Annotated in this window: 14 protein-coding genes and 1 riboswitch; of the genes, 10 read left to right on the plus strand and 4 right to left on the minus strand. The window is 64.7% G+C overall.

Annotation, left to right across the window (positions count from 1 at the left end; genetic code table 11):
- The first annotated feature begins 39 nt into the window (after positions 1–39).
- Positions 40–144, plus strand: a riboswitch (TPP riboswitch).
- Positions 145–222: 78 nt separating this feature from the next.
- The 8 genes from R8L07_01440 to tenA are packed head-to-tail and all read left to right on the plus strand — an operon-like array spanning position 223 to position 6,822.
- Positions 223–996, plus strand: coding sequence for a hydroxyethylthiazole kinase (locus R8L07_01440; GenBank protein ID MDW3204176.1), 774 nt, complete (start codon positions 223–225; stop codon positions 994–996).
- Positions 993–1,667: a thiamine phosphate synthase gene (gene thiE / locus R8L07_01445; protein MDW3204177.1), complete on the plus strand. Its 675-nt coding sequence runs from the start codon at positions 993–995 to the stop codon at positions 1,665–1,667. Before R8L07_01440 ends, thiE begins: the two co-directional genes overlap by 4 nt.
- Positions 1,664–2,485 carry a bifunctional hydroxymethylpyrimidine kinase/phosphomethylpyrimidine kinase gene (gene thiD, locus R8L07_01450; protein MDW3204178.1) on the plus strand — a complete coding sequence of 274 codons (822 nt, stop codon included), beginning with the start codon at positions 1,664–1,666 and terminating at the stop codon, positions 2,483–2,485. The genes thiE and thiD overlap by 4 nt, the downstream gene beginning before the upstream one ends.
- Positions 2,482–3,582, plus strand: a complete 1,101-nt coding sequence (locus tag R8L07_01455; protein MDW3204179.1) for a TRAP transporter substrate-binding protein — start codon at positions 2,482–2,484, stop codon at positions 3,580–3,582. The genes thiD and R8L07_01455 overlap by 4 nt, the downstream gene beginning before the upstream one ends.
- A 17-nt stretch (positions 3,583–3,599) precedes the next feature.
- Positions 3,600–4,361, plus strand: coding sequence for an ABC transporter ATP-binding protein (locus R8L07_01460; GenBank protein MDW3204180.1), 762 nt, complete (start codon positions 3,600–3,602; stop codon positions 4,359–4,361).
- Positions 4,358–5,110 (plus strand): ABC transporter permease, encoded by a 753-nt coding sequence (locus tag R8L07_01465; GenBank protein MDW3204181.1) that lies wholly within the window; start codon positions 4,358–4,360, stop codon positions 5,108–5,110. The genes R8L07_01460 and R8L07_01465 overlap by 4 nt, the downstream gene beginning before the upstream one ends.
- 45 nt (positions 5,111–5,155) lie before the next feature.
- The gene (locus R8L07_01470) at positions 5,156–6,124 is read left to right on the plus strand and encodes an ABC transporter substrate-binding protein (protein MDW3204182.1); all 969 of its coding nucleotides are present in this window, start codon (positions 5,156–5,158) and stop codon (positions 6,122–6,124) included.
- Between the two features lie 32 nt (positions 6,125–6,156).
- Positions 6,157–6,822: a thiaminase II gene (gene tenA / locus R8L07_01475; GenBank protein MDW3204183.1), complete on the plus strand. Its 666-nt coding sequence runs from the start codon at positions 6,157–6,159 to the stop codon at positions 6,820–6,822.
- A 21-nt stretch (positions 6,823–6,843) separates the two neighbouring features.
- Here the strand turns inward: tenA and R8L07_01480 are convergent, their stop codons facing one another.
- Positions 6,844–7,512 (minus strand): DUF2062 domain-containing protein, encoded by a 669-nt coding sequence (locus R8L07_01480; protein ID MDW3204184.1) that lies wholly within the window; start codon positions 7,510–7,512, stop codon positions 6,844–6,846.
- A 212-nt stretch (positions 7,513–7,724) separates the two neighbouring features.
- Between R8L07_01480 and R8L07_01485 the strand changes: the two genes are divergently transcribed.
- A complete protein-coding gene (locus R8L07_01485) occupies positions 7,725–9,122 on the plus strand; it encodes an FAD-linked oxidase C-terminal domain-containing protein (protein ID MDW3204185.1) in 1,398 nt (465 codons plus the stop codon).
- Here the strand turns inward: R8L07_01485 and R8L07_01490 are convergent.
- A complete protein-coding gene (locus tag R8L07_01490; GenBank protein MDW3204186.1) occupies positions 9,052–10,341 on the minus strand; it encodes an MFS transporter in 1,290 nt (429 codons plus the stop codon). The two genes, R8L07_01485 and R8L07_01490, sit on opposite strands and share 71 nt — an antisense overlap.
- Entirely contained in the window at positions 10,341–10,976 is a 636-nt protein-coding gene (gene wrbA / locus R8L07_01495) for an NAD(P)H:quinone oxidoreductase (GenBank protein MDW3204187.1), read from the minus strand. Before wrbA ends, R8L07_01490 begins: the two co-directional genes overlap by 1 nt.
- 100 nt (positions 10,977–11,076) lie before the next feature.
- Between wrbA and R8L07_01500 the strand changes: the two genes are divergently transcribed.
- Positions 11,077–11,997, plus strand: a complete 921-nt coding sequence (locus tag R8L07_01500; GenBank protein ID MDW3204188.1) for a LysR family transcriptional regulator — start codon at positions 11,077–11,079, stop codon at positions 11,995–11,997.
- Here R8L07_01500 and R8L07_01505 read toward each other — a convergent pair.
- Positions 11,994–15,716: an AAA family ATPase gene (locus tag R8L07_01505; GenBank protein ID MDW3204189.1), complete on the minus strand. Its 3,723-nt coding sequence runs from the start codon at positions 15,714–15,716 to the stop codon at positions 11,994–11,996. The genes R8L07_01500 and R8L07_01505 overlap by 4 nt on opposite strands.
- Between the last annotated feature and the right edge of the window lie 64 nt (positions 15,717–15,780).

Raw genomic sequence — 15,780 nt, forward strand, 5'->3', positions numbered from 1 at the left:
GGCTTGACCGAAAGACGCGAATGCGTAGTGTCGTCCAAAGAAATCTCCTCGGGGTGCCTAATGGAGGCTGAGAGGCGGCGTGCCGTCGACCCGTGGAACCTGACCCGGTTCGGACCGGCGTAGGGAAGGGAGATAACCGTTTGGCCGCCCCCGGCAGGCCACGCAATCCCCCCGCAGCCGGTCCCGCATCGTCCGCCCGTGACGAGAAAGGACATCCACGCCGTGACGGCCCCTGGAAATGCAATTGAACTGGCCACCCTATCCGCCGATCTGCTGAACCGGATCGCGGAGCGGGGCATTCGCGTTCATTGCCTGACGAATTCCGTCGCCGAACCGATCACCGCCAACGCCCTTCTGGCGATCGGCGCGGTGCCAAGCCTCACGGCAGATTCCGAGGAATTGCCGGACTTCCTGCGCAGTGCGGACGCTCTTCTGATCAATCTGGGCACGCCCAGCGCTGAAAAGAAGGCCGTCCGGCGACTGGCCGCGACCGTCGCCTCGAAATCCGGCCTACCCTGGGTTCTGGACCCGGTCATGGTCGACCGGTCGGATCGCCGCAGGACCGAGGCCGAAACCCTGATTGCCGAGCGGCCGACCGCCATTCGCTGCAATGATGCGGAAGCGGCGGCGCTGGCGAATTCAATGACCGGGCTGGCCGGAATCATCGCCTGCACCGGCGCGGTGGATCGGGTCCGACACGGTACGCGGTTTGCCTCCCTGGCCGTCGGGCACCCGATGCTGGCACGCATCACGGCGACAGGATGCGCCCTCTCCGCCATTCTGGCCGCGTTTCTGGCCGTCCATCCGAAAGACCGGCTGGCGGCCGGTCTGGCGGCGCTGGCAGCCTTCGGCGCGGCCGGGGCAGAAGCGGCAGAACGTGCGGCGGGGCCGGGCAGCCTTGCCGTGCATCTGCTGGACAGCCTGTCGACATTGGATGCCGAGCGGATCGCCAGGCGGATCGAATCCTACGAACTTCGCGCGGAGGACAGCGCATGACCCGGCCTTCCCTGGACCTGACCCTGTATCTGATCGTAGGCCCGTCCCATGTCGATGGCGACCCGGCTCCGCTGGTGCGGGATGCGGTCCGGGGCGGCGTGACCCTGGTCCAGTTGCGCGACAAGACCTCGACGACCGGCGGCATGGTTGCTTCCGCCCGCGCCTTGAAGGCAGCCCTCGACGGGACAGGAGTGCCGCTGCTGATCAATGATCGCGCGGATGTGGCGGTCGCAGCCGGTGCGGACGGGGTGCATCTGGGGCGCGACGACCTTTCCCCGGCCGACGCACGCGCCATTGTCGGATCGGACCGCATCGTTGGTGTGACAGTCAAGAACCCGTCAGAAGCCAGAGCGGTCGAGCCCGGCATCGTCGACTATGCGTCCGTCGGCGGCGTCTTCTCGACAGAGAGCAAGATCAATCCCGATCCGCCGATCGGCCTGGACGGTCTGCGCGAGATGGCCGCTGTGCTGACGGCCGGGTCCCCGGGCCTGCCACGGTGTGCCATCGCTGGAATCGATGGAACGCGCGCCGCGGAGGTCATCGCCGCAGGCGTCGACGGTGTCTGCGTCGTCAGTGCCATTACGCGTTCGACCGATCCCTTCAACGCCGCGCAGCAATTGCGCGCCGTGGTCGATGCGGCGAAACGCGAGCATGAAAGGTCTTTCGCATGACCAATACCCCCATTGCCATGACCATCGCCGGATCCGACAGCGGCGGCGGCGCCGGTATCCAGGCGGATCTCAAGACGTTCTCGGCCCTGGGCGTCTATGGCTGTTCCACGATCACCGCGCTGACGGCACAGAATACGCGGGCCGTTACCGGGATCTGCCCGGTCGCGCCGGAGTTCGTGCGGGCCCAAATGGATGCGGTCTTCGACGATATCGGCGTCGATGCGGTCAAGATCGGCATGCTGGGCGATGCAGCCCTGATCCGCGCAGTTCGGGACGGTCTGCAGACCCACAAGCCGGACTGGATCGTTCTCGACCCGGTGATGGTCGCCAAGAGCGGCGACGCGTTGCTGGCGCAGGAAGCCGTCACGGCGCTGGTCGCCGACCTGTTGCCGATGGCCCATGTCGTCACACCGAATCTGCCGGAAGCCGCGGCACTGCTGAAGCGCAAGGACGCCATCGACGACCCGGATGCGATGGTCGAAGCCGCACAGGCTCTGCTGGACCTGGGGCCCGGAGCCGTCGTCCTGAAGGGCGGTCATCTGGCCGGGCAGGATTCCGCCGACCTGCTGATGACGGCGGAGGGCAGCACCTGGCTGCCGGGCCGACGGGTCAACACGCAAAACACTCATGGGACGGGCTGCACCCTTTCCAGCGCCATTGCCGCCGGACTGGCGAAAGGCGAAACGCTGGACGACGCAGTCAAATCCGCAAAGGCCTATATCGCAAATGCTATCGCCGCGGCGGACCGTCTGTCGGTCGGCCACGGCCACGGGCCTGTTCACCACTTCCACGCATATTGGGCAGAGGCTGGAAAATGACCAAACCGACGATGACTCCGACCCGACGCTCCCTCCTGACCGGCGGTGCCGCCATCGGCCTGGCGACCGCCGCAAGTGCCTTCCCCGCCCCCGCCATCGCGGACGGCGTTCGAAAATGGCGCATGTTGACCTCCTGGCCCAAGAACTCGCCCGGTCCAGGCCAGACCGCAGAGCGCCTGGCCAAACGCATAACCGAAGCATCCGACGGCAAGATCGTGGTCAAGGTCTACGGTGCCGGTGAAGTGGTTTCCGGCTTTGAGGTCTTCGATGCCGTCAGTGGCGGCACTGCCGAAATGGCGCATACCGCCGCCGTCTACTGGACCGGCAAGACCGCGGCGTCGGCCTATTTCACCACCGTGCCTTTCGGCCTGACCTCCCGCGAGCATATGGCATGGATCTATCACGGCGGCGGACAGGCACTTTGGGATCAGTTGTACGAGCCGTTCGGCATCAAGCCCTTCATGGCCGGCAATACCGGCATGCAGATGGGGGGGTGGTTCAAGAAACCCATCCGTTCCATCGACGATCTGCAGGGTCTGAAGGTTCGCATCGTCGGCTTCGGCGGCGACATCTATCGTCGCATGGGCGCGGCGCCGGTCTCCCTCCCCGCCTCCGACATCTTCACCAGCCTGGCATCGGGCGCCGTGGACGGCGCGGAATTTCTCGGCCCCTGGATCGACGAGGCCTTCGGCTTCTACAAGGCCGCGCCGTACTATGTCTGGCCGGGATTCAACAAGCCGAATGGTACCGGCGAATGCCTGATCGGAAAATCGCTGTATGACGAGCTGCCGGACGCGCTGAAACAGATCGTCACGAATGCCTGCATGGCGGAGCACGCCTATGCCCTCGCCGAAGCCGACTGGAAGAATGCCGACGCTTTGGACCGGTTGGTCAGCGAACGGGGTGTGGAACTCATGGCCCTGCCGCAGGATCTTGTGGCCCGGGCGCGGAGCGAGGCCGATACCGTCATGAAGGAAGCGCTGGACGGCGCCCATCTCGGGCCGGAAATCCTGGAATCATATGCCGCGGCACAGCGCAAGGCACGACGCTGGGCGGAGGTCGGCACGGCCGCCTACCAGACCATGCGCGGCGCCTGACACCGGACCCGACCGTCATGGCATCTCCCGGCATAACGGTTGAAGCGGCCGGCCTGTCCTTTGGCGGCCGCCCCGTCTTCAACGACCTTTCGCTGACATTGTCGGGTGGATGCTGGACGGCGCTGCTGGGCCCAAGCGGTGTCGGAAAGTCCAGTCTGCTGCGTCTGATGGCGGGACTTCCGGCCGCAGACGGCGGCGAAATTCGGGGGAAGGTCTCGGCGACAGACGGGACGGAACTGACCGGCCGCATAGCCTACATGGCGCAGCGCGACCTCCTGCTGCCCTGGCGCAGCGTCGTCGACAATGTGCTTTTGGGGCTGCGTCTGCGCGGCACACAGATCGGACCTCAGGATCGCCATCGCGCGATGCATCTGCTGGATCAGGTCGGACTGGCGGATCGGTCCGAAGACAGGCCCGCATCCTTGTCGGGCGGAATGCGCCAACGCGTCGCGCTCGCCCGGACCCTGATGGAAGACCGACCCGTCGTCCTGATGGACGAGCCCTTTTCCGCGCTGGACGCCCTGACACGGTTCCGGCTTCAGGAATCGGCGGCATCGCTGTTGCAGGATCGTACGGTGTTTCTTGTGACGCACGATCCGATGGAGGCCTTGCGGCTGGCCGATCGCATCCTGATCCTGGCTGGTGAGCCGGCGCGGCTGCAGGAAACAGCGGCGCCGCCGAGCCCGGCAAGACCAAGAGATCCCGGCAGCGAGGTCATGGCCGCAAGGGCGGCGGAACTGACCCGTAACCTGGCGGGTCCGGGGGAGCGTGTGGCATGACACGCCTCTTCCGCCTGTCCGTGACGACCGTCGGATTGCTGGCCGCCTGGTGGCTGCTGGTCTGGTTGACCGAGGCCCCGCCCTTCATGCTGCCCGATCCCGCACGGGTGATCGGGGTCCTGGTCGAGCGCTTCTGGTCGATCCTTCCCCATGCCGGCATTACCGGGGTGGAAATCCTGATCGGGCTCGCTCTGGGAACCATATTTGGCGGGGCAAGCGCCCTGCTTCTTGTCTCCGTCGCACCGGTCCGACGCTGGCTGATGCCGTTGCTGGTTGTCAGCCAGGCCCTGCCGGTCTTCGCACTGGCCCCGCTTCTGACACTCTGGTTCGGCTATGGTCTGGCCTCGAAGATCGCGATGGCGACGCTGATCATCTTCTTCCCGGTCACGGCCGCATTTTACGACGGTCTGCGCCGCATCGATCCGGGCTGGCTCGATCTCGCCCGGGTGATGGGCGGCAGTCGCGCCACGACCCTTTTGCATCTGCGCCTGCCAGCCGCCCTGCCCGCCTTCGGCAGCGGCCTGAGGGTGGCAACCGCGGTCGCCCCGATCGGCGCCGTGGTTGGGGAATGGGTCGGGTCCTCCGCCGGGCTCGGCTATCTGATGCTGCATGCGAATGGGCGCATGCAGACCGACCTGATGTTCGCTGCCCTGTTGGTCCTCGCCGTCATGGCGCTGACGCTCTACGCAGCGGTCGATGCGGGCGCCCGCGCCCTGACCCGATGGCAGCCGGAGGACGGCTATGCCTGAACGCAAACAATGAACCGACAAACGAACCGATAAAGGAATGACCGGATGAAACGCACCCTGATCGCCGCACTGTCCGCGGCCCTGTTGCTGGCCACAGCCCGTCCCGGCATGGCACAGGACAAGATGACCGTCCTGCTGGACTGGTTCGTCAATCCGGACCACGCGGCGCTGGTCGTCGCACGGGACAAGGGCTTCTTCGCGGATCAGGACCTGGAAGTCGAACTGATCGCACCTGCCGATCCGAACGACCCGCCGAAACTGGTCGCTGCCGGAAAGGCCGATGTGGCGGTATCCTATCAGCCGCAATTGCACATGATGGCCGATCAGGGCCTGCCGCTGGTGCGGGTCGGCACCCTGGTGGATCAGCCGCTGAACAGTCTTGTGGTTCTGGCCGACGGTCCGGTCAAATCCATTGCCGATCTGAAAGGTGCGCGGATCGGCTATTCCGTCGGCGGGTTCGAAGACGCCCTGCTGGGGGCGATGCTGAAGGAGGCCGGCCTGTCGCTGGACGACATCGAACTGATCAACGTCAACTGGTCGCTGTCGCCCTCCCTGATCGCCGGACAGACCGATGCCGTGATCGGCGCCTTCCGCAATTTCGAACTGAACCAGATGGACATCGAAGGCCATCCGGGCCGCGCCTTCCTGCCCGAAGACCACGGCGTCCCGGCTTATGACGAATTGATTCTGCTGAGTTCCAGCCATGGCCGCGACGACCCGCGCCTGCCGCGCTTCCTGCGCGCACTCGAGGACGCGACGGCCTTCGTTCAGGAGAATCCGGCCGAGGCCTGGGAGGTGTTCATTGCCGCCTATCCCGATCTGGATGACGAACTGAACAGGCGCGCATGGAAGGACACGGTCCCGCTTCTCGCCGACAAACCCGCGAAACTGGATGCCAAGCGATACTACGATTTCGCAGCCTTCATGCTGGAATCCGGCCTGATCGAATCCAGCCCGGAGCTTCATGTCTATGCGGAGGAACTGCCGGTTCCCTGCAACTGCTCCGCCAACTGATCTGCCAACTGATCCGCTTTTCGGAGGGAACCATGCCTGATCTGTTCGACCGCCTGAAGGCGTCCTGTCCGAAAGACTGGGAGGCCTATACCCGCCACCCCTTCGTTCGGGGCATGGCGGACGGCACCCTGCCGGAACCGGCCTTCCGGTACTATCTGGAGCAGGATTATCTGTTCCTGATCCAGTTCGCCCGCGCCTATGCCCTGGCCGGATACAAGGCGCGAACCGTGGAAGACCTGAAACGGGCAAAAGACGGTATCGCGGCCATCATGGATGTGGAACTGAACCTGCATGTCGGGTTCTGCCGGAAATGGGGCATTGATCCGGCCGACCTGGAGAACCTTCCCGAAGACCCGGCCAACATGGCCTATACACGCTATGTCCTGGAATGCGGCATGGCGGGCGATCTTTTGGACCTTCACGTGGCGCTGCTGCCCTGCATGCTGGGCTATGGCGAAATCGGTCCGGCACTGGATTCCGAAACGAAGGCACGGGGTGTCGACACGCCCTATGCCGACTGGATCGCGATGTATGCCGGATCCGACTATCAGGACGCCTGTGCCGATGAACGCCGGTATATCGACCGCCTTGCAGGGCCCCAGCTGTCGGACACGCGCTTCGACGATCTGGCCCGGACCTTTCGCGACGCGACCCGGCTGGAAATCAAGTTCTGGCAGATGGGGCTGGACGCGGCCTGAACTCCGAAACGGGCGGCCCGGCTATTCGGTCTGGGTCGCCCGCGCGCGTTCCTTGGCAGCGCGCTTGCGGGCTCGGCGGGCATGCCGCGCCAGCATCTGACGGCGCTGCCGCTCCCGCAACTTGGCGAGAAACTTCAGGGTCAGGACATATCCCGCCCAGGTTCCGGCAACGGCCCAAGGGATGCAACCGACAAACAGCGGCACGCCCCAGGTTCGGAATATCTCGTGCGTATAGACCCAAAGCGATTCGACGAAAGTCGCATCCTTCGACAGGACACTTTCCACATGGGCCTGAAAGACATCGAAGCCCAGATCGGTGCTGTCGCCCATCATCAACCGCCCTGTCAGCAGGCAGAGATAGTAGTAGGCCGGGGCGGTCAGCACATTCGTCGGCCAGGTCCAGGCCAGCGCCACGATCAGATTGAATTTCCAACTGGGCTTCAGCCATTTGATGGCGGCCCAGAAAACAAGAATCATCGGCATCTGGATGCCGACCGTGGGCGTTAGTCCGAAGGCAAGCCCGATCGCCGTACCGCGCGCCGTCGGAACGCCGTTATGGCGCCCTCGCGCAATCGGAATAACCAACTTGTACTGCAGAAGGCGCGCCAGACCGGTCAGCCGCTTCTTGCCGTTCGGCTGGGCAGCTTCCGTTTCCGGCTCGCTTGGGGGCGGCGTTTCTGTCTCGGCCATGCCTTTTGCGTTTGACTATGCGGACCAATTTGGGCGCACCATATCGCGTAATCGATGACAGGCAACGGTGTTATCGACGCACCGCGCTCTGATATCGTGGTCGGCGGCATCGCGCGGAAAACCGGCGCCGATCTTCGATCGTGATCTCGCCCGATCGAAATGGTATGACCTTTCCAGGTATCTCATACAGCGGAAATTTCCGGAGCAGCACCATGGCCAGATCAGCAGAATCCAAGCACGCGGCGAACCCCGGCATCGGCATCCTGCAGCAACGGTTCGGCGACCGTGCCTCCACCTCGGCGGCCGTGCGCGAACAGCACGGCCACGGCGAAGGCTGGTTTCCCGGCGCACCGCCGGACCTGGTGATCTTCGCCCATTCCACCGAGGAGGTGGCAGAAATCGCCAAGGTCTGTTCCGAGCACAAGATTCCGATGATCCCCTTCGGCACCGGCACGTCGCTTGAGGGCCATGTGGCGGCGCTGGAAGGCGGCGTGTCGATCGACGTTTCGCAGATGAATGCAGTGCTGGAAGTCAACAATGAAGACCTGGATTGCCGCGTCCAGGCGGGTGTGACGCGCAAGCAGCTGAACGAATACCTGCGCGACACCGGCCTGTTCTTCCCGATTGATCCCGGGGCGGACGCGTCGCTGGGCGGCATGGCGTCGACCCGTGCTTCGGGGACCAACGCCGTGCGCTACGGCACCATGCGCGAAAATGTTCTGGGCCTGACGGTGGTCATGGCCGACGGCCGCATCATCAAGACCGGCGGTCGGGCCCGTAAGTCCGCTGCGGGATACGATCTGACCCGGATTTTTGTCGGCGCCGAAGGCACGCTGGGCATCATCACCGAAGTGCAGCTGCGCCTGTACGGCATTCCGGAGGCCGTCACCTCCGCCGTTTGTCAGTACCCGGACCTGGAAAGCGCGGTGAACACCGTCATTCTGACGATCCAGTCGGGTATTCCGGTGGCCCGGATCGAGCTGCTGGACGATGTTCAGATGGGCGCCTGCATCGACTATTCGAAACTGGATGGGTTCGAACGGAAGGTGACCCTGTTCTTCGAGTTTCACGGCTCGGAGGCGTCCACGGCCGAACAGGCCGAACAGGTTCAGGCCCTGTCCGACGAATTTGGCGGCAGCGCCTTCCGGTGGACGAGTCAGGCGGAGGAGCGCACGAAACTGTGGGAGGCCCGTCACAACGCCTTCTATGCGGCCTGCGCCGCCGCGCCGGGCAAGAAGGGCATGGCGACCGATGCCTGCGTGCCGATTTCGAAACTGGCCGACTGCATTCTGGATACCAAGCGGGACATCCAGGATTCCGGCATCTATGCACCGATCGTCGGTCATGTCGGGGACGGCAACTATCATCTGTGCCTGATGTTTGACCCCGATGACGCGGACGAGTTGAAGCGCGCCAAGGATATGGTTGAGCGGCTGAATCAGCGCGCCATCGCCTATGGCGGAACCTGTACCGGCGAACACGGCATCGGCTACGGCAAGAAGCATTTCCTGACCGCGGAACACGGTGAGGCGGTGGCCGTCATGCGTCAGTTGAAGCAGGCTTTCGATCCGGACAACCTGATGAACCCGGGAAAGATTCTGAGCGCCTGATTGCGAAGACGGCCCGGTCGAGCCGCGCAAAAACAATTACACAGAGTGCTGCCACACCAGTCAGACCAGCCACCAGGAAGGCGACCGATGGCCAGCCGAATGTGGTCGCGAGGCCCCCGGCCAGCGGCGGCCCGACCAGCAGGCCGATATTGTTGCCCTGCATGATCAATCCCATGGTGGCCCCGACCAGCGATCCGCCGCCCGATCCCCCGGGCGCGAAACGTGGCGCGGCGTCAAAGAGGACGACCGGAACCACGCCACCGACCAACGCAAACAGAATGCAGAGGATCAAGGCCGGTAGCGCCGGCAGCGGCATCCAGAAGAAAAGACATCCCGTTACCGCCATTACGGCGAATCCGGCAATCAGGATATGCGCCGGCGGCGCAGTCCCCCTGAGCATCCTTCCACAGGCGAGGTTCCCGACAATGCCGGACGCTATCGTCAGTCCGGCGACCGGTCCCGCAAGCTCAGGCCCCAAGGCCAGCCGCTCCGACAGGAGGGACGGAAGAAAGCCGAACACTGCAAAGAACAGGGCCGCGTAGATAGAGAATATTACAGCAAGCAGAAGGGGAGGCCCGGTCCGCAACGCGGCTGCAAGATCCGCCAGGATCGATCTCTCAATCCCCGGAACCTGAACCACGGCTGGTGGGCTGGGTATGGTCGCCGCCACAATTACCGCATAGGCACCGAGCAGCGCTGCATTGCCGAGCCACAGGTCGCGCCAGGATATTGCCGACAGCAGCGGGGTCGCCGCCATGATCAGGGCGAGCCCGACCGGCATGAAGGTCGCCCACAGCGCCATCGCACCGTTCAACCGGCCCGGCGGCGCCAGACGAGCGATCATGGCCGGCGCAGCCACGACCACCGCCAGAAATCCAAGTCCCTCCAGAACCCTGGCCGCCAGCAGAACCGATTCCTCCGGCGCCAATCCGCCGATCGCCGCCCCCAGTGCCTGCAAGACGAGGCCGGCAATCGCCATCCGACGGTCACCGATCCTGTCGACCGCCATTCCGATGGCGGCACCGCCCAGGGCGCCGATCAACGCAAAGACGGAAAGAATCATGGATGCCGTGCCAATATCCAGCATCAGATCTGCGCGGATTTCGTCCATTGCGGCCGTTGCCTTGCCGACCTGGATGGCGGACACCACGCCAGCGCCGACGATGACGGCAACCGCGCCCCATCCCCTGTGCGCGCCGCCCTGCTCCACTCGGTCCATCAAGCCGCTTCCGGTTCGGGAAGGAACGACCCGGCGCGAAGCGCCGCGGCGACCCTGGCAATATGCCGGCCCTGAAAGAATGCGCCGTCCAGTTCGTTATCGCTGGGCCGCCGGTCTCCCCCCTGCCCGTCATCGGCCATCGTCGTCGCCCCGTAGGGCGAACCACCGGTGATTTCATCCATGCGGGATTGCCCCTTGAAGGTATAGGGCAGTCCAACCACCACCATGCCGAGATGCATCAGCACGATATGCGTCGACAGGATCGTGCTTTCCTGACCGCCATGCTGGCTGCCCGTCGAGGTGAAGACCCCGCCCGCCTTTCCGACAAACCGATCCGAGAACCAAAGCCCGCCCATCTGATCGAAGAAGTTCTTCATCTGACTGGCCATGTTCCCGAACCGCGTCGGCGTGCCGAAGAGAATGGCGTCATACTCCGGCAGTTCATCGATCCGGCAGACCGGAACATCATCCTCGGTCACATAGCCGGCCTTTACCGCAACCTCGGGCGGCACGAGTTCAGGCACCCGGCGTAGGGCGACTTCGGCCCCTGCGTCCCGTGCACCATCGGCGGCATGTCGGGCCATCTGTGCGATGTGACCGTAGGAAGAATAGTAAAGTACCAGGACACGGGTCATTGAGTTGCCTCCGTTTGCGATGATCGACGGCATAGATGGCACTCAGTATCAATCTATTGAACTGTTGTAATTTTGATCAAATTGATCGATTTAATAGATCATGTTGGATGCTCTCACCCTTGACCAGATCCGGGTCTTCGTCGCCGTGGCCGAGGCAGGCAGCTTCCGCCAGGGCGCCCGTCGGCTATCGCGCGTTCAATCCGCAATCAGTCACGCCATTGCCAATCTGGAGGCGGAACTGGGCGTCACCCTGTTTGACCGATCGGGACATAAACCTGTCCTGACCCGCGCCGGCACCGCCCTGCTGGAGGATTCCCGCGCCATCCTGCTGAAAGCGGATTCCCTTCGAGCCAGGGCCAGGGGGCTTGGCGAAGGCGTCGAGCTCTCGCTCTCGCTTTGTGTCGACGTTCTGTATTCCCTTCCGGCGATTTCCGATGCGCTGTATCGGATGCGCGAGATGTACCCATCGGTCGCCATCCGCCTGGAAACCGCCGCACTGGGCGGACCGCTGACGTCGCTGCTGAACGGTCGCTGCCAGATCGCGATCACTGCCGGCGAAGAGTTTCGCGATCCCCATGTCACGCTTGAGGCGCTGCGCCCCGTTGTCTTTGTAGCCGTTGCCGCCCCGATGCACCCGCTGGCAAGGCGGGGGGCGGGCGTTTCCCTGGACGCGGCGGATCTGGTGGATCATCTGCAGATCGTCCAGGAGGACCCAACCGCCTGGTCGGAGGGGCGCGATATCGGGGTCCTGTCGCCTTCGACCTGGCGGGTTGCCGGACAGGATTCCAAACACGCGCTCATCCGGGCCGGTCTGGGGTGGGGGCGCCTGCCGCTCTGGGCAGCGGAGGAGGACCTGGAATCCGGCCGTCTGGTAAGGCTTAACGCAGTCGCTCTGGGACTGAATGGCGCGTCGATCATGGGGTGCTATCTGGCGCACCGCAACGATGCGCCGCTGGGCCCGGCCGCCCGCACGCTCCGTCAGATTCTCCTGACTAAGGATGACAGGGAGTCCGGCGGTTAACCCGCTTCCCGCATCCGTTCGGCCTGCCGCAGATCGACGGATACGAGCTGCGAAACGCCGCGTTCCGCCATGGTCACCCCGAACAGCCGGTCGACACGGGCCATGGTCATGCGGTGGTGGGTGACGACCAGGAAACGGGTCGTCCCGGCCTTGGCTATCTTGTCCAGCATCTGACAGAAGCGGTCGACATTCGTATCGTCCAGCGGCGCATCGACCTCGTCCAGCACACAGATCGGCGCGGGATTGGTCAGGAAGACACCGAACAGCAGCGCCAGCGCGGTCAGCGCCTGTTCTCCCCCGGACAGAAGCGACAGGATCTGCATCTTCTTGCCGGGCGGGCTCGCCATGATCTCCAGTCCGGCCTGAAGCGGATCGTCGGATTCCGTCAGTTTCAGATGCGCCTCTCCGCCACCGAACAGTTCGACGAACAACTGCCGGAAATGGGTGTCGACTTCCTCGAAGGCGCGCAGCAGACGCTCCCGACCTTCGCGGTTCAGCGCATTGATTCCTTGGCGCAGCCGGCTGATCGCACCGATCAGGTCGTCGCGTTCCGTCTTCATCGACGCGATCTGTTCTTCCAGTTCCTGCGCTTCCTGTTCGGCGCGCAGGTTGACCGGTCCGATGTTGTCCCGCTCACGGCTTAACCGTTCGATGCGCTGCTCGACATCGGCCTGATCGGGTAATTCGGCATCTTCCGACAGGCCGGACTGGGACAACGCCTCTTCCGGGGTGCATTCCAGTTTCTCGGCGACCCGTTCCGTCACGGTCGCCATGGCCTGTTCGGCCTGCTCCACCTCCGCCTCGCGGCGCACGCGGGTTTCACGTGCCTCCGCCAGCGCCTGCTCGGCGGCCTTCAGCGCATGGTCCATATCGCGCTGGGCCAGTTCTGCCTCGGCCAGGCGGTCGGCCGCCGCCTTCCGCTCCTCTTCCAGTTCGGCAATCTTGCCCTGAAGGAAAGCCCGCTGCTCGGCGATCTCCGCCGGCCGTGCCTCCAGGGAGGTCAGTTCCCGCCCGGCCGCCAGATGCCGTTCCTTCAGATCGTTCTGCCGCCGTGCCGCCCCTTCGGAGCGTGCTGTCCAGGACTGCTCCTCGGCCAGGATCGCATTCAGCCGTTCGCCACGGGCCTTCGCTTCCCGTTCCAGCCGGTCATAGGTCGAGCGTTTCTCGACCTGCCGCGCACGCAGTTCGGCCAGTGCCGCGCGGGAAGACGACAGGCGTTCGCGCAGAATGTTGGCATCTTCCAGAACGGCGACGGCCTTTTGCGCGGAGTCCACACGCTCGTTCGCGTCGGCCCTCTCGGTCTCGATCCGGTCCGTTTCCCCTTCCAGCGCCGCCAGACGGCTGCGGCTTTCGGAGACCTGCTGTTCCAACCGCGCCAGGGTCTTCCGTGCGGCACCGGCGGCGTCATAGGCATCCTGTTGCGCGCGGCGGGCCTCATTCGCCCGCGCGGCCGCCTCGGTGAGCGCTGCCGCAGCGGCCTCAGACGCGGCGCGCAAATCGTCCAGCTTGCCTTCCGCCTGCTCCTCGGCCTCGGCGACAAGCTTCTCAGCCGCGTCACGCGCGGCCGACAGGGATTGCTCCGCCGACTGCTTCGCATCCGCGATCTTGCTTTCCGCCTCTTCGCGAATGCGCGCCAGATCACTCTCGGCCCGTGCCAACGCCTCACTGACATCCGCGAGCCGATTGCGTTGTTCCAGGCGCTTCGCCGCTGCCGTCGCCGTTCCCGGCCGGATACGCAATCCGTCCCAGCGCCACAGTCCGCCATCCCGGCTGACCAGGCGCTGACCGACCGTCAGTTCCTTTTGCAGGCGTACCGCCGTTTCGGCATCCGCAACGACGCCGATCTGAGACAAGCGTCGGGACAGGGCGGCCGGGGCCCTCACTTCGTCGGCCAAAGACGTCACGCCATCCGGCAGTGCCGGCGCACCTTCCAGCGTGCCCAGATCGGTCCAGTGACGGGACGCCTCCTCATCCAGCGCTGCATCCAGATCATCGCCCAGGGCGGCGCCCAGAGCGGTCTCATAACCGGCCGCCACCTGAATTTCTTCCAGGACCGGCGCGCCGCCATCGTCATCCTGGGCCAGAAGATCGCTCAGCGCCGCCTCTTCGGCCGCTAGGCGACCGCGCAGCCGATCCGCTTCCTCGACACTCTCCCGGGCAGACTTCTCCGCCGAAGCCACCTTGTCGCGCGCGTCCCGCTCGGCTGTGCTCAGGCTCTCGCGCGCCTGATTGCGCGCCGCATCAAGATCCCGCCGCAAAGCCTGATCGGCTTCGGCCAGCGCATTGCGCGTCTCGGTCGCTTTCGCCTCAGCGAGCGCACGGCCCTCCTCAGCGGTTTCCGCCGCCGTCCGGGCCGCGACAAGGGCCTGCTCCGCCGCGTCGACCGCTGCCCTGGCGCCCTCGACATCCCCGGCCTCTGCGATCCGCGCGTTCAGGGTCTCCGTCTCCGATGCGATGGCCGCCGAACGTTGCTCCAGCGCCGCGAGGCGTTTCCGGGCATCATCGATCTGGCGCGTCAGCGCGGCCCGTTGAGCCTCCACGGCGGCGACATGCTCATTCAACTCGTCCAGTTTCGCCTCTTCCCGGGCGACGGACTTGTCGGCTTCATCCCGTTCGGCACGCAGCTTTTCAGTCTCGGCCTTCTCGGACGCCTGGAGCTCCTGGATGCGCTTACGCTCCTGGCCGAGGCGTTCGAGCGCCTCAATCGCGTCGGATGCCAGCGTTTCCTCCCGCACCATGTCCGAGGAAATCTGATCCAGTCGCTTGCGCAGGTCCGCCAGTTGCTCGGTGATGCGTTCGCCTTCGGCTTCCAATTGCCGTTCGGCGATGACCTGCGACTGCAGGCGTGCCGCAGCCTCGGCTTCGGCCTCGCGCAGTTTCGGCATCTTGTCATGCGCATGGGCCTGCAGGTTGGCACCCTGTGCAGCCATCTGCGTGCGTTCGGTGACGACGGCCTGCGCCTCGTTCAGCTTCAGGCGCGCCGATTCCAGTTTCGCCGTTGCCTCCGTCCAGCGGAGGTGCAGCAGGATGGCCTCCTGCGCGCGCAGTTGCTCCGCGATGCGACGATAGCGGTTCGCCTGTCTCGCCTGCCTTTGCAGACCGCCGAACTGGCTCTCCAGGGCGCCGATGACGTCTTCCAGACGTTCCAGGTTGCTCTCGGCCGCCTTAAGGCGCAGTTCCGCCTCGTGGCGGCGAGAATGCAGTCCCCGGATTCCGGCGGCCTCCTCCAGAAGGGTTCGCCGATCCTGAGGCTTCGCACCGATCAGCGCACCGACCCGTCCCTGGCTGACAATGGCGGTCGAATTCGCGCCGGTCGCAAGATCCGCGAACAGCAGTTGGACGTCCCGGGCCCGGACCTCCTTGCCGTTGATTCGGTACGTCGATCCCTGGCCACGATCGATACGGCGCATGATTTCCAGCTCATCCGTATCGTTGAAGGCGGCAGGGGCCTTACGTTCTGAATTGTCGAGATAAACGGTAACTTCCGCGCTGTTCCGCTGCGGCCGGCTGGACGATCCACCGAAGATGACGTCGTCCATCTCGCCGCCCCGCATGCGCTTGGCCGAAGCCTCGCCCATGACCCAGCGCAGCGATTCGATGACATTGGATTTGCCGCAGCCGTTCGGGCCCACAACGCCTGTGATCCCGGACGAGATCATCAGCTCGACCGGGTCGACGAAGGACTTGAAACCGTGGACTTTCAGCTTCTTGAAATGCACTGAGGCGCGGTCCGTAAAGCCTTAGACGACAATCTGTGCCGGGCGCCGAATCGCGCCCAACAGG

The sequence above is a fragment of the Alphaproteobacteria bacterium genome, assembly GCA_033344895.1.
Lineage (GTDB): Bacteria > Pseudomonadota > Alphaproteobacteria > UBA8366 > Aestuariispiraceae > Pacificispira.

Excerpts from the sequence above, each read along its gene's own strand:
- R8L07_01470 (MDW3204182.1), top strand. The coding sequence starts at position 5,156 with ATGAAACGCACCCTGATCGCCGCACTGTCCGCGGCCCTGTTGCTGGCC.
- R8L07_01460 (MDW3204180.1), top strand. The coding sequence starts at position 3,600 with ATGGCATCTCCCGGCATAACGGTTGAAGCGGCCGGCCTGTCCTTTGGC.
- thiE (MDW3204177.1), top strand. The coding sequence starts at position 993 with ATGACCCGGCCTTCCCTGGACCTGACCCTGTATCTGATCGTAGGCCCG.
- R8L07_01500 (MDW3204188.1), top strand. The coding sequence starts at position 11,077 with ATGTTGGATGCTCTCACCCTTGACCAGATCCGGGTCTTCGTCGCCGTG.
- R8L07_01490 (MDW3204186.1), bottom strand. The coding sequence starts at position 10,341 with ATGGACCGAGTGGAGCAGGGCGGCGCGCACAGGGGATGGGGCGCGGTT.
- tenA (MDW3204183.1), top strand. The coding sequence starts at position 6,157 with ATGCCTGATCTGTTCGACCGCCTGAAGGCGTCCTGTCCGAAAGACTGG.
- R8L07_01480 (MDW3204184.1), bottom strand. The coding sequence starts at position 7,512 with ATGGCCGAGACAGAAACGCCGCCCCCAAGCGAGCCGGAAACGGAAGCT.
- R8L07_01455 (MDW3204179.1), top strand. The coding sequence starts at position 2,482 with ATGACCAAACCGACGATGACTCCGACCCGACGCTCCCTCCTGACCGGC.
- R8L07_01485 (MDW3204185.1), top strand. The coding sequence starts at position 7,725 with ATGGCCAGATCAGCAGAATCCAAGCACGCGGCGAACCCCGGCATCGGC.
- thiD (MDW3204178.1), top strand. The coding sequence starts at position 1,664 with ATGACCAATACCCCCATTGCCATGACCATCGCCGGATCCGACAGCGGC.
- R8L07_01465 (MDW3204181.1), top strand. The coding sequence starts at position 4,358 with ATGACACGCCTCTTCCGCCTGTCCGTGACGACCGTCGGATTGCTGGCC.
- wrbA (MDW3204187.1), bottom strand. The coding sequence starts at position 10,976 with ATGACCCGTGTCCTGGTACTTTACTATTCTTCCTACGGTCACATCGCA.